This window comes from Collinsella aerofaciens (genome assembly GCF_015556945.1).
GTDB classification, from domain to species: domain Bacteria; phylum Actinomycetota; class Coriobacteriia; order Coriobacteriales; family Coriobacteriaceae; genus Collinsella; species Collinsella aerofaciens_AO.
Genome location: NZ_JADNNH010000031.1, coordinates 1 through 13646, shown reverse-complemented (window position 1 = coordinate 13646; position 13646 = coordinate 1). Strand labels below are relative to the sequence as shown.

The window sequence follows — 13646 nt, the reverse complement described above, 5'->3', positions numbered from 1 at the left end:
CATGGCAGATTCCAAGGCGGAGTACCCCGCTCCCGATTGCCTTGCGCCCGCCGCGATCGAGGCCAAGACCGAGGCCGCCGGCGTGACCAAGGCTAACCTGCCGGTCGCAAAGGCCTTTGTTTTGGCGATGTTCGCCGGCGCGTTCATTGCCTTCGGCGGCCTGTTCTTTACCGTGTTCTTGAGCGATAGCACGCTGGGCTGGGGCGCCCAGCGCGTCGTGGGCGGCCTGTGCTTTTGCCTGGGCCTGGTGCTGGTGCTGGTGTGCGGCGCCGAGCTGTTTACCGGTAATTCGCTTATGGTCTGCGCACTCAAGAGCAAAAAGATCACCCTGGTCCAGATGCTCAAGGCTTGGGTCGTCGTATGGGTCGGCAATTTTGTCGGTGCCCTGTTCATCGTCTTTTTGGTATACATGGCCGGCATCTATAAGCTCAACGGCGAGGCGGTCGCCAACTCCATGGTGAGCGTTGCCGCCGGCAAGGTGACGATTGACTGGGTGACGATCTTCTTCCGCGGCATCCTGTGTAACATCTTTGTGTGCCTTGCCGTGTGGATCGGTACCGCTGGCAAGACCGTGGTCGATAAGGTTGTGGGCATTCTGTTGCCCATCGCTGCCTTTGTGGCCTGCGGTTTTGAGCACTGCGTCGCCAACATGTACTTTTTGCCCATGGGCGCCGTGATGCATGCATGCGGTTATGGTGCCGAGGTTGCCGGGGCCGATGCCCTCAACGTCGCGGGCATTGCGTTTAACCTATCCGCCGCCACGCTGGGCAACATCGTGGGTGGCGCGGTTCTGATCGCGCTCGGCTACTGGTTTATCTACGCCAAGAAGTCCGAGGCGTAAGGTGCCGTCTGTTTGACATTGGGCCTCCCGCGGGGCGTTGCCGTGCGGGAGGCTTTTTGGGTCTGGGGCTCGTTGCCGGGCTGTTGGCCTGTTGTGTTTTACTTGTGAAAGGGGTAATCGAGATGGCATCTGCTGTGAAGCGTGACGGTCGCGCCGTGGTGACCACATGCGGGGGATGCTATGCCGATTGCGCCTTTGCGGCACGAGTTGAGGACGGTCGCGTGGTGGCCGAGTTGCCGGCGCCGGGGCATCCGTGCGCGGCTCGTGCTCTGTGCTCCCGCGGGCGGCATCGCCTGTCCATGCCGTTTGACGAGCGCGACCGGATTTTACATCCCATGCGCCGCCGAGCTGATGGCTCGGGGTTTGATGCGGTGAGCTGGGATGAGGCGTTTACCCAGATTGCCGAACGCCTTTTGGGGATTGTTGACGAGCGCGGGCCTCGTGCGCTGGGCATGACACTCGGCGTGCCCTCGTTCGACCGCTACTGGGCCTATCGTCTTATGCATGCGCTGGGCTCGCCTAACGTGTACGGTGCCGATGGCGCCTGCGAGGTAAGCCGTCTCACCGGCTGGGAACATAGCTTGGGCTATAGTCCCGCCTCCGACCTGGCACATACCGATTGCATCATGTATTTGGGGCGTTCCATTGTCGATTCGTCGACGATGGGGGCCGTTGATGCGCTCAACGATGCCCGTCGCCGTGGGGCGAAGATTATCGTGGTCGACCCCCGGCGCAGCGGCTCCGCCGCGCTTGCCGACCGCTGGCTGCGCGTGCGCCCGGGCTGCGATTTGGCACTACTGCTGGGCATCGCCCATGTGTTGATTGCCGAGGACCTGTACGATCACGAGTTCGTTGACCGCTATACCACGGGGTTTGACGAGCTGGCGCAGGCGGCTGCTGTTTGGACGCCTGAGTGGGCCGAGTCGATGTGCGACGTGCCGGCCGAAGAGATTGTCGCGACGGCGCGCGATTTGGCTGCCGCGGCGCCTGCTGCAGTGGTGGATGCGGGCTTTCATGGCGGCATCGGTATCGCGTATGCCAATAGCACTCAGACCGCGCGCGCTATCTGCTTGGTCGATGTGCTGCTGGGCTGCATCGGGCATGCGGGCGGCGCGCTCAATCCGCCCACGCCGCTTGCGCTGGGCGACCTTGATCCCACGCGCTTTGCGACGCCGCCGGTGCCGCGCGAGCCCAAGTTGGGGTCCGAGCGCTATCCACTGGTCGATCCGGTGCGCGGCCTGTGTACGACCATCGGTCAGTCCATTCTTGCCGGCGATTTGCGTGGGCTCATCGTCTATGCCAGTAACCCCGGTGCGGGCTATGGCAATGCGCAGGCTTGGTTGGGTATTTTGCAGCAGCTCGACTTGCTCGTGACGATTGATATTCGCTGGTCCGAGACGGCGCGTGCTTCTGACTTCGTGCTGCCTGACGTGACGTATCTGGAGGCCGACCGCGGTGTGGGCACAGTCGTGGGTGCCAACGATGCGCGTGTGTTCTACCGCAACGCCGTGCTGCCTGTGCAGCATGACGACACACGTCCCGGTCGGGAGATTTTTGCCGGTCTGGCGCAGGCGTGTGGCGCGGGCGAGTACTTCCAGTTTACGTCTGACGATCTGGCGGCGGTCCAGGTGGCGCCGTTTGGGATTGATCTGGACGAGCTCAAGGAGCGCGGTTGGGCCGATACGGGCGTGGCGCTGCCGTCGCGCACGGGCGAGCCGGTGATTCCCTTGAACGGCGGCAGGATCGCGCTGGCAAGCGACGTATGGGAGCGAGCCGGCCTGGGTCGTGTACCCAACTGGATCGCTCCCATGGTGGAGCCCGGTCCGGGGATGTTTCGCCTCATTAGCGGTAACCGGCCCTTCGAGTCGCACACCTCGCGCAGGCTCGCGGCGGCCGGTGCCGCCGAGGTGGGGTCGGACTTGGACGCCGTGCAGATGAACGCCGACGCCGCCGCTCGCATGGGTATCGCCGATGGCGAGGTTGTCGAGCTTGTGAGCGACATGGGCCGCGACCGCGTGCGCGTGGAGACGACGCCATATCTGCATCCGGCGTGCATCTTTACGTCGGCTGCTCCCGGTGGGCGCGCATTGGGTGCTGAGAGTGGTGGCCGGCAGGCCCTGGGCGTCGGGCCACTCGACCACACGCCGCTGCGCTGGGACCCGTTGACGGGTGCCGCGCTCACCCAGGAAAACGCCGTTCGCGTGGAAAAGATCGCGGCGCGCGAGGATAATAGCGAATGATTGACTCAGCCGATCGAATTGGCTGATAGTTTGACGTTCGAACGATTGATTCACCTTTGGTTTTGAAAGGCCGCACATGAGCGATAGCCAGAACATGTCCGATGAGGTGCGCGCCCGCCTGCGCGCCATTCCCTCCGTCAACGAGCTGCTTGCCGAGTGGCCGGTGGTGAAGGCGGCGGGGGAGACCTGCGACGCGGTGGTGCATGCCGCCGTCACGGCCGAGCTCGACGAGGAGCGCGCCGCCATTCGCGCCGGTGCCGCCCCGCGCTCTAAGCGCGACCTGGCTTCGGCCATCGAGTGGCGTGCCCACCGCTCCGCGCTGCCGAGCCTGCGTCCCGCCGTCAACGCCACGGGTGTTGTTATCCATACAAATCTGGGTCGAGCCCCGCTCGCGGAGTCGGCCGCCAAGGCCGTGGCCGAGGTCGCACGCGGCTACAGCACGCTCGAGTACAGCGTGGACACCTGCTCGCGCGGGTCGCGCAAAGAGCATGCCGCGCAACTCATCCGCTCGCTTACCGGTGCCGAGGATGCGTTGGTCGTCAACAATAACGCGGCCGCCGTGCTGTTGGTGTTGGCAACCCATGCCGCGGGCAAGGAGGTCATCGTCAGCCGCGGCGAGCTTGTCGAGATTGGCGGCAGCTTCCGCATCCCCGACGTCATGGCGGCCTCGGGCGCCAGGCTCGTCGAGGTCGGGGCCACCAACCGCACGCATTTGAGCGACTACGAGCGCGCCATTACGCCCGATACGGCGATGATCCTTAAGGTCCATCCTTCTAACTATCGCATCGAGGGTTTCCACGAGGAGGTGGGTTCTCGGGAGCTTGCGGCGCTTGCCCATAAGCACGGCCTGCTGTTCTATGAAGACCAGGGCTCGGGGGCGCTGTTGCCCGACGACATCTTGGTGCGCGGCGGCGAGGAGACCACGCCGGCTTCGGTCGCGGCGGGGCTCGATATCGTGTCGTGCTCGGGCGATAAGCTGCTGGGCGCCGCGCAGGCGGGCATCATCATGGGCCGTCGCGATCTGGTCCAGGCCTGCGGCGCACATCCGCTCATGCGCGCTCTGCGTCCGGGCAAACTGGCGCTCACGGCGCTCGAGGCCACGCTGCGTATCTACATGGACGGCGCCGACGTCGCCCATCGCGATATTCCGGTGCTCAGCATGCTCACGCTTCCGCAGGCTCATCTGGAGCGTCGTGCTCGCAAGCTGCGCGATTGTATGGTCGCCGGGCTCGATAAGGCCGGTTGCCCGTGTGCCGTTGAGTTGGAGATTGTCGAGGAGTCCTCGACGCCCGGTGGTGGTTCGCTGCCTACCGTTGAGCTGCCCACGATGTGCGTTGCCGTGCGTCTTGTTGATGAGCGCCTGACGGTCGACGCGCTCAAGCGCTCGCTTGTCCAGGACTTCGACACGCCGGTTGTCACACGAACCTCGCACGATCGCATTTTGTTTGACGTCCGTACGCTCGTGGGCGACCGCGATATTGAGACGGCGGCGTCGACGCTTGCCGCATGCGTTGCCAAGGCGGTGCGCCGATGAGTGGGGCCGAAGCGTTGGTGGAATGTCCCGTTATCGTAGGTACGGCGGGGCACGTCGACCACGGTAAGTCGGCGCTCATCGAGGCGCTGACGGGTAAAAACCCCGACCGCCTGGAAGTTGAGCGTCGTCGTGGCATGACCGTTGAGCTGGGCTTTGGCGAGCTAGCGCTGCCGAGTGGCAAGATCGTTGGCCTGGTTGACGTGCCGGGGCATGCGCACTACCTGCGCGCCATGGTACAGGGTGCGACAGGCATCGACGTCGCCGTGCTGGTGGTATCGGCCGTCGAGGGCGTGATGCCGCAGACGCGCGAGCACGTGCATGTGCTGGAGCTGCTGGGCGTCACACACATGGTGGTGGCGCTGACGATGTGCGACCTGGCCGATAGCGAAATGATTGAGCTGGCCGAGCTCGACGTCGATGATTTTTTGTCGGTCACCGTGTTTGCGGACGCGCCGATCGTGCCCGTGTCATCCAAGACCGGCGAGGGGATTGGCGCGCTGTTGGCTGCGCTCGACGAGCAGGTTAGTACCTGCTGGGATTCCTGCCGCGACCGTGCCGAGCGTACCGATGCCGCGCCGCGCTTGCCGATTGACCGCTGCTTTACGATCAAGGGCGCCGGCACCGTCGTGACGGGAACGCTGCACGATGCGCCGGTGGCGGTGGGCGACGAGCTGATGGCTTTGCCGTCGCGTACGGTCTGTCGCGTGCGTGGGATTCAGGTGCATGGCGATACGCCGCAGGCGTTGCCCGGTCAGCGTGTGGCTCTCAACTTGGCGGGCGATGCCGTCGCCACGCTCGATCGCGGTGAGATGCTGGGCGTGGCGGGCCGCTTTGGTCAGACGTTGCGCTTTATGATGACGTTCACCTATCTGGGTCGCGAGGGTGCCAAGCCGCGCGTGCTGGAGTCGGGCGCGCGCGTGCACGTGATGGCCGGTACGGCCGAGGTCGTCGGCCGCATCATGTTCATGGAGGGCGAGGCCCCCATGGCAGTGGGCGAGACCCGTACCGTACAGGTGCGCTTGGAGGAGCCGTTGCCGCTGCGCGCCGGAGACCATGCCGTGGTGCTGTCGTATTCGCCCGTTATGCTCATTGGCGGCGGGCGTGTGCTGCTTTCGCGCTGCCGTCGCTCGCGCGAGCTTTCGGCGGAGGAGTGCACGCTGCTTGCGGCGCTTGAGGCCGGCGATACCGCCGCTGGTGTTGAGGCGTGGCTGGCGCTGCAGACGTTGCCGGTCGTGGCTGCCGACGTTGCCGCGGCGCTGGATCTTGTTTCCGGTGGAGTCGATGCCGCGCTGAACGAGTTGGTGGCGCGAGGTGCTGTGTGCGAGCTTGCCGGCTCGGGCGATTCGCTGTATGTGAATGCCGCCGTGCTCGACGCCGCGATGGATGCACTGGTGGCGACCCTGACCGCCATGCACGCGGCGGCCCCCAAGGAAACGGGCTTTACGCCCGGCGCCGTTGCCCATGCCGCCTGGCCCGCTGCGGATGAAGCCGTTGCCGCGGCTCTGATTGCCGAGGGCTGCTCGCGTGGCGTATGCGCCGCCGAGGGCGCCGAGGTGTTCGACCCGCATTCGGCCGCCGCGGCGGCACGCGTGGTACGAGAGGCTTGCGAGCGCATTGTGGCGCTGCTCGATGGGGCCGGCCTCGATGCACCGACGTTGCCCGAAGTGGGCGAGCAGTTGCAGCTCGATCGCGACACCATGACGCGTGCCCTGCGCGAGCTTTCGCTCAATCGCTCGATCGTTAAGGTCGAACGCGACGTTGCCCTGTCCGCTACCGCCGAGGCCCATGCGCGCGAGCTTGTTGCTGCCGCCATTGAGGCAGCCGGCGGCGCTGCCACCACGAGCGTGCTGCGCGAGGCCCTGGGTGTGTCGCGCAAACGTGCCATCAGCATCTTGGAGCACCTGGATGCCGTGCGCTTTACGGTGCTCGACAAGGACGCCGGCGGCCTGCGCTCCCTGCGCTAGGCCGGTCACTCGCTCCCGCCTCCTCAGTTGCGGTGGAATAGTTCCTATTTGGAGGCTTTGGCAGCAAATACAGGAACTATTCCACCGCAACTTCTTGTTCGTCTTTTTGGGATGGGGCCTGCTCGGTTTGGTAAAATATCGCCGCACTTGGGAACGGATGGGCTCCGGTGGGCTCCGCGGTCCTCAAAACCGTTGCGAGGCGTGCAAAACGTCTTGGATGTGTTCGATTCACATACGTTCCCGCCACACGCTACCAGCGCTTTTGTGCTCGCGGTCTTGCTGCGTGCCGCAAAGGCGCTGTTTTGTTTTTGCATGGGTTTGCCGTGCCGCCGGCTTTATCGGCGACGGCATTTGGCTTCGTGCACCGGGTTTCGAGCATGCCGATGGAGGTGTTTTGCCGTATGACTACCGTAAGACGTGCCGATCTTTCTTGTGTCGTCCAGGCGGGCGGGCTGTCCTCGCGCATGGGCTGCGATAAGGCGCGCATGGCGTTTTGCGGCGAGCCACTCATCGAGCGCGTGCTGGGTCGGCTGGCGCCAGTTGCCGGCGAGTTGGTCGTGACGACTTCGCGTCCCAGCGAGCTTGCCTATCTTGAGGAGCACGCGTTTGGCGGCCTGGTGCCGCGTGTGGTGGCGGACCTTGAAGGACCGGCGGGTGCCATGCGCGGCATCGCGAGCTCGTTGGCCGCGGCCCGATTGCCGCTCGTGGCGATTGTCGCCTGCGATATGCCGTTTGTCTCGCCGGAACTCATCGGTGCGCTCGCCGATCGTGTTGAGGCCGAGGCGCTCGACGTGTGCGTGCCGCACGAGGAGCGGGGGATTGAGCCACTTTGTGCCGTCTGGCGCCGTGACGCGTGTGCGCCGGTTGCCCAAGAGCTGCTCGCCTGCGACCGCCAGCGCATTCGCTGCCTGATCAATCGCGTTCAGGCTGGTTATATGGATGAGCCGCAGATCGTTAAGGCCGCGGGCTCGACGCTCTGTTTCGAGAACGTCAATACGCCCAAGGAGTTTGCGGCGGCCGAGTTACTCGCCTAGACGATTGGAGTTGCCATGTCTCACGATATTTCTCCCGACACGGGAGAGCCTTGCACTTGTGATGGTTCCGAGCCCTGTACCTGCGGCTGCGGTGGCTGTGGACATACTGCGGAAGAGGAAGCGGCCGCCGCGGCGTATCGTGAGGCACACCGCGAAGGCCCGTCCGGCGATGCCCTCGACCACGAGCGCAAGATTATCGTGTCGTTTGACAGTACCTTCGATGTGATGGAATGCGAGCAGCTGTGCCTTGCCGCCGGTGTGCCCGGGCGCATCATGCCGCTGCCCGGCTCCATCACCGCCGGCTGCGGCCTGTGCTGGGCCATGCCGTTCTCGGGCGATGCGCTCTCCGCCTTCCGCGCTGCCACCGAAGGCCGCATAACCCCCGCCGATTACCATCAGCTCGTCCTCTAACCACCAAAACCACCACATTGGGGACAGGCACCTTTGTGGTGGTTTGGAACACGTTGACGAAACAGCTTCGAAACACGCGATTTGTACGTAGGTTGCTCAAAAACGCTTCTACCTGCATCGTAATCAAAACGAAACATCTGCTCGTCGGCTTATGCGTAACTTTGCTGCAACAGTACGATATTATCCATACTCGATAAAGCTCGCGGCGCATGGGGCGCCTCGAACGACACTTTTCTTTTCCATCAATTGGAGGAAGCATGAGCTACACGCAGAAAGTTCTCGAAGAGCTCAAGGCCCGCTATCCCGAGCAGCCTGAGTTCATCCAGGCCGCGACCGAGATCCTCGGCACCATCCAGCCGGCGCTCGACGCCCATCCCGAGTACGAGGAGGCCGCCCTGCTGGAGCGCTTCGTCGAGCCCGAGCGCATCGTTATGTTCCGTGTCCCCTGGGTCGACGACCAGGGCAAGGTTCAGGTCAACCGCGGCTACCGCGTCGAGTTCAACTCTGCCATTGGACCCTACAAGGGCGGCCTGCGCTTTAACCCGACGGTCACCCTGGGTATGCTCAAGTTCCTGGGCCTGGAGCAGATCCTCAAGAACAGCCTGACCACCCTTCCCATGGGCGGCGGCAAGGGCGGCTCCGACTTTGACCCCAAGGGCAAGTCCAACAACGAGATCATGCACTTCTGCCAGTCCTTCATGACCGAGCTCTATCGCCACATCGGCCCCAACACCGACGTTCCCGCCGGCGACCTGGGCGTTGGCGGCCGCGAGGTTGCCTACCTGTTCGGTCAGTACAAGCGCCTGACCAACGAGTGGACCGGCGTCCTCACCGGCAAGGGCCTCTCCTTTGGCGGCTCGCTCGCCCGTACCGAGGCCACCGGCTACGGCCTGGCCTACTTTGTGGACGAGTACCTCAAGAGCCGCGGCGACTCCTTCGAGGGCAAGAACGTCGTCGTTCACGGCTCCGGTAACGTCGCCATCTACGCGGTCCAGAAGGTCGCCCAGCTCGGCGGCAAGGTGCTTGCCTGCTCCGACACCCATGGCTGGGTCGAGGATCCCGACGGCATCGACTACACCGTGCTCGAGCATGTCTACAACAAGAAGCGCTCCGGCCACGACAAGGGTGTCACGCTCGCTATGTACGTTGACGAGAAGCCTAACGCCGTGTGGCACGAGGGCGACGGCCGCGGCGTGTGGCAGCTGCCCTGCGACATCGCGCTGCCCTGCGCTCGCGAGAACACGCTGCTGCTCGAGGACGCCCAGGCGCTCGTCGCCAACGGCTGCAAGGTGGTCGGCGAGGGCGCGAACATGCCCACGACCATCGAGGCCACGACCTACTTCCAGGAGAACGGCGTCGCCTTTATGCCCGGTAAGGCTGCTAACGCCGGTGGCGTGCTCGTGTCCGGCCTTGAGATGAGCCAGAACGCCGAGCACCTGTCCTGGACCTTCGAGGAGGTCGACGGCAAGCTCGAGCAGCTCATGCGTGGCATGTTCCACAACGTGGACGACACCGCCAAGGAGTATGGCCAGGAGGGCAACTTTGTCATGGGCGCCAACATCGCCGGCTTCCTGAAGGTCGCCGACGCCATGCTCGCCCAGGGCGTCTGCTAAATCTTCGCTCGATATAGCATCGCGGAAGGCTCCCAGTCATCTTGGCTGGGAGCCTTTTTCTATGGTGACGATGGCGACGGCCCCTCGTTTGGTACACTTAAAAGTACTGGACAAGTGAAGAGATGGGGGAGAACGTGCTCAAGTTCGGTACCTACGTCCGTGTTGGAAACGCGGCCGAAGCCTATGAGCTCTTGCAGAAAAACCGCAACAACAAGATTGTGGGCGGCGGCATCTGGATGCGTCTGGGTTCGCGTCGTGTGGCGACGGCGATTGACCTTTCGGCCTGTGGACTCGATCAGATCGAGGAGACCGAGACCGAGTTTCGCATCGGAGCCATGTGCACCCTGCGCCAGCTCGAGCGCCATGCCGAGCTTAACGCGCTTGTCAACAATGTCTTTGAGTTCGCCGTCCATGACATCGTGGGTGTGCAGCTGCGCAACACCGCCACGGTAGGCGGCAGCATCTACGGCCGCTTTGGCTTCTCGGACGTGCTCTCGGCGTTCCTGGCGCTCGATTCGTATGTTGAGCTGACGGGTGCCGGCCGCGTGCCGCTCGCCGAGTTCGTTGACATGGGCTACGTGCGCGACGTGATCGAGCGCGTCGTGGTCGTTAAGCACGACTACCGCGCGAGCTATGAGGCCGTGCGCAAGGCCGCGACCGACTTCCCCTCGCTCAATGTCACCGCTGCATGGTGGGACAACAGCTGGCATGTCACCGTGGGTGCCCGCCCGCTGCGCGCGACCCTGCTGCAGGGCGAGGCATGTGGCCTCGCCAGCGAGCAGCCTTCCGAGGACGAGCTTCGCGCCCTTGCCGCATCCGTGCGTGCGCTGAGCTACGGCACCAACCTGTGGGGCTCGGCTGAGTACCGCCGTCGCGTCTCGGCGCCGCTTGCCGTGCAGGCCGTGCGCCGCGCCGCCGGCATCGAGCTTTCGGCCGCGCTTGCCCGCGAGCTCGAGGGCTTGCAGATTCCTAAGTTTGCCACGGACGAGTATTCCTGCCGCCGCGTGCCCGGCGTCGATTCTAGCGAGGTGCGCTAATGGCTGCCAAACTCATCGATTTTTCCTTTACGCTCAACGGCCGCAAGGTCAAGGTTCAGATTGCCCCCGACACCATGCTCTTTTCGCTTTTGCGTGAGCAGGGTTGCGCGTCGGTGCGCTGCGCCTGCGAAACCACCAACTGCGGTCTGTGCACGGTGTGGCTCGACGGCGACCCGGTGCTGAGCTGCTCGGTTCCCGCCGCCCGTGTTGAGGGCCACACCATCACCACGCTCGAGGGCCTCAAAGCCGAGTCCGAGGCGCTGGCCCGTGCGATGGCTGCCGAAGGCGCCGAGCAGTGCGGTTTTTGTGCCCCCGGCCTCATCATGAACGTGCTGGCGCTTGCCCGCGCCGCCAAGGAGGACCCGAACCTCGTCGCCACGCGCGAGGAGCTCTCGCGCCAGCTCGCCGGCAACCTCTGCCGCTGTAGCGGCTACGAGAGCCAGCTGCGCGCTATCGTGCGCTTCCTTAACGAGTCCGGCGTGCGGGTGGGCTTTGAGATGCCCGAGCTGCCGGTCAACGACACCAGCTGCGACGGTGTCTCCTACAAGCAGATCACTCACAAGCAGCCCAAGAAGGACTCGAAGGCCCTGCTCGAGGGCCGTCCCGTCTACACGGGCGACCTCGTGCCCGCCGGCGCGCTCATTGTCAAACTCAAGCGCAGTCCCTATGCCCGCGCCAAGATCCGCTCCATCGATACGTCGCGTGCCCTGAAGGTGCCCGGCGTGGTGGGCGTTTACACCTACGAGGACGTGCCCAAGCGCCGCTTTACCATCGCCGGCCAGAGCTATCCGCAGCCTTCGCCCTACGACCGTCTGATTCTTGAGAACCTGGTGCGCTACCAAAACGAGGAGGTGGCGATCGTCGCCGCCGAGACTGAGGAGTCTGCTGACAAGGCGCTCAAACTCATTAAGGTCGACTATGAGGTGCTCGAGCCGCTGCTCGACTTTACCCAGGCGCTCGATAATGACATCGTGGTCCACCCCGAGGGTGACGTGACCTTTATGTTCCCGCAGGGCGGCGACGTTCCGCGCAACTTGGTATGCAGCGGCACGAGCGACTTTGGCGACTTGGACGAGGCCTTCGCCCAGAGCGACATCGTCTTCACTCGCACCTACACCAGCCAGGCCACGCAGACCGCGCCCATGGAGACCTTCCGCGCCTTCGCGACGACCGACGCGTTTGGGCGTATCTCGGTGACCACCTCCACGCAGGTGCCCTTCCACGTGCGCCGCATGGTCGCGCAGTCGCTCGATATCCCGCAGTCGCAGGTGCAGGTCATTAAGCCGCGCATCGGCGGCGGCTTTGGCTCCAAGCAGACGGGCTGCTGCGAGATCTTCGTTGCGTTTGTGACGCAGCAGACCGGCCGTCCGAGTTACTGCTGCTACACCCGTGAGGAGACCATCACCGCGGGCAACTCGCGCCACCAGATGCAGATGACCGTCAAGCTGGGCGCCATGAACGACGGCACCATCACGGCCATCGATCTGCACACGCTGTCTAACGCCGGCGCGTACGGCGAGCACGCTACCACGACAATCGGCCTTTCGGGCCATAAGAGCCTGCCCATCTACAACCATGTGAAGGCGAGCCGCTTTAGCTGGGACGCCGTCTACACCAACACCAACCGCGGCGGCGCGTATCGCGGCTACGGTGCCACCCAGGGCCAGTTTGCCGTGGAGAGCGCCGTCAACGAGCTCGCCGACATGCTGCACATGGACCCCGCCGACCTGCGCCTTAAGAACATGGTGCGCGAGGGCGAGATCATGCCGCAGTACTACAACGAGAAGCTCAACGCCTGTGCGCTCGACCGCTGCCTGCTGCGCGCGATGGACATGATCGGCTGGCGCGACAAGCCGCTGGCCGTCGACCTGGGCGACCGCGTGCGAGCCCTGGGCTGCGCGCTCACCATGCAGGGCTCGGGCATCTCCAACGTGGACATCGCCGGCATCGACATGCGCCTTGAAGAGGACGGCTTCATTACCATTGGCACCGGCGCCACCGATAACGGCATGGGCGTCGACACGATCCTGGCGCAGATTGCCGCCGAGGAGCTGGGCGTGGAGAGTTCAATGATCGTGGTACGCGGCGTGGACACCGACGTGTCGCCGTTCGATGCCGGCTCGTACGCGAGCTCGGGTACGTACGTGACGGGCCTTGCCGCCAAGAACGCCGCGACCGAGCTGCGTGAGAAGATCTGCGCCAAGGCCGCCCAGATGTGGGACGTGGACGCTGCTGACGTGGTCTTCGATGGCCAGTACGTGCGCCTGTCCGACGAGCGTGCCGCACGCGAGCAGAACCGCTACCTCACGCTGCGCGACTTTGCCAACCTGTGCGTCAAGAACATTGCGGGCGGCGACGCGCTCACCTCGCATGCCTCTGCCTGCCTGCCCGTTTCGCCTCCGCCGTTTATGGCCGGCATTGCCGAGGTCGAGGTCGACAAGGCCACCGGCAAGGTGACCGTGGTGGACTACGTGGCGGCTGTGGACTGCGGCACCGTTATCAACGAGGCGCTCGCGCGCGTCCAGGCCGAGGGCGGCATTGCCCAGGGTATCGGCCATGCGCTCTACGAGATCGTCGAGCACGATGAGCGCGGCCGTCTGCGCACCGGCAACTTCATGAGCTACAAGCTGCCCACGCGCCTGGATATCGGCAGCATTCGCGTGGCCTTTGAGCCGAGTTACGAGCCGACGGGTCCGTTTGGTGCCAAGTCGATCGGCGAGGTCGTCATTAACACGCCGCTCGCCGCCGTTGCCTCGGCCGTGGCGCACGCCACCGGCCACCAGGTTCGCTCGCTGCCGATCACGCCCGAGAAGGCCCTGCTGGGGGAGTAGGCGAGGAGGCGCTGTACCCGCTCATTGCCTAGCCCGGGGAAACTGCAGCCCACTTTTCAACTGAATTGTGGGCTGCAGAGGATAGCCGATGGGGGTAGCTAATTTGGGACGGGGCTTTTTTAGCTACCCCGCTTGTGGGGG

Annotated in this window: 9 protein-coding genes and 1 tRNA gene; all 10 read left to right on the top strand. The window is 64.4% G+C overall.

Going from position 1 to position 13646, the window contains the following annotated elements; all coding sequences use genetic code 11:
• Position 1 precedes the first annotated feature (1 nt).
• On the top strand, positions 2-841 hold the full coding sequence (locus I2F59_RS08505) for a formate/nitrite transporter family protein (protein WP_195503871.1): 840 nt from the start codon (positions 2-4) through the stop codon (positions 839-841).
• 122 nt (positions 842-963) lie between these two features.
• On the top strand, positions 964-3081 hold the full coding sequence (locus I2F59_RS08500) for a molybdopterin-containing oxidoreductase family protein (protein WP_195503870.1): 2118 nt from the start codon (positions 964-966) through the stop codon (positions 3079-3081).
• A 76-nt stretch (positions 3082-3157) separates the two neighbouring features.
• On the top strand, positions 3158-4615 hold the full coding sequence (selA, locus tag I2F59_RS08495; protein ID WP_229065415.1) for an L-seryl-tRNA(Sec) selenium transferase: 1458 nt from the start codon (positions 3158-3160) through the stop codon (positions 4613-4615).
• Positions 4612-6579, top strand: a complete 1968-nt coding sequence (gene selB, locus I2F59_RS08490) for a selenocysteine-specific translation elongation factor (protein WP_195503869.1) — start codon at positions 4612-4614, stop codon at positions 6577-6579. Before selA ends, selB begins: the two co-directional genes overlap by 4 nt.
• Before the next feature lie 149 nt (positions 6580-6728).
• Positions 6729-6825: transfer RNA gene (locus tag I2F59_RS08485), tRNA-Sec, on the top strand.
• Positions 6826-6980: 155 nt separating this feature from the next.
• A complete protein-coding gene (mobA, locus tag I2F59_RS08480; RefSeq protein ID WP_195503868.1) occupies positions 6981-7613 on the top strand; it encodes a molybdenum cofactor guanylyltransferase in 633 nt (210 codons plus the stop codon).
• 15 nt (positions 7614-7628) lie between these two features.
• Entirely contained in the window at positions 7629-8024 is a 396-nt protein-coding gene (locus tag I2F59_RS08475) for a DUF3343 domain-containing protein (protein WP_195503867.1), read from the top strand.
• 257 nt (positions 8025-8281) lie between these two features.
• Positions 8282-9637: an NADP-specific glutamate dehydrogenase gene (gene gdhA / locus I2F59_RS08470; protein ID WP_195503866.1), complete on the top strand. Its 1356-nt coding sequence runs from the start codon at positions 8282-8284 to the stop codon at positions 9635-9637.
• A 134-nt stretch (positions 9638-9771) separates the two neighbouring features.
• Positions 9772-10674, top strand: a complete 903-nt coding sequence (locus I2F59_RS08465; protein WP_271755722.1) for an FAD binding domain-containing protein — start codon at positions 9772-9774, stop codon at positions 10672-10674.
• Complete coding sequence (locus I2F59_RS08460) at positions 10674-13505, top strand: molybdopterin-dependent oxidoreductase (RefSeq protein WP_195503864.1); 2832 nt, start codon at positions 10674-10676, stop codon at positions 13503-13505. The genes I2F59_RS08465 and I2F59_RS08460 overlap by 1 nt, the downstream gene beginning before the upstream one ends.
• The last annotated feature ends 141 nt before the right edge of the window (positions 13506-13646 follow it).

Bases quoted from the DNA above. Each gene is read 5' to 3' on its own strand.
- I2F59_RS08505 (WP_195503871.1), top strand. From the start codon at position 2: ATGGCAGATTCCAAGGCGGAGTACCCCGCTCCCGATTGCCTTGCGCCC.
- I2F59_RS08460 (WP_195503864.1), top strand. From the start codon at position 10,674: ATGGCTGCCAAACTCATCGATTTTTCCTTTACGCTCAACGGCCGCAAG.
- mobA (WP_195503868.1), top strand. From the start codon at position 6,981: ATGACTACCGTAAGACGTGCCGATCTTTCTTGTGTCGTCCAGGCGGGC.
- I2F59_RS08475 (WP_195503867.1), top strand. From the start codon at position 7,629: ATGTCTCACGATATTTCTCCCGACACGGGAGAGCCTTGCACTTGTGAT.
- I2F59_RS08500 (WP_195503870.1), top strand. From the start codon at position 964: ATGGCATCTGCTGTGAAGCGTGACGGTCGCGCCGTGGTGACCACATGC.
- selA (WP_229065415.1), top strand. From the start codon at position 3,158: ATGAGCGATAGCCAGAACATGTCCGATGAGGTGCGCGCCCGCCTGCGC.
- gdhA (WP_195503866.1), top strand. From the start codon at position 8,282: ATGAGCTACACGCAGAAAGTTCTCGAAGAGCTCAAGGCCCGCTATCCC.
- selB (WP_195503869.1), top strand. From the start codon at position 4,612: ATGAGTGGGGCCGAAGCGTTGGTGGAATGTCCCGTTATCGTAGGTACG.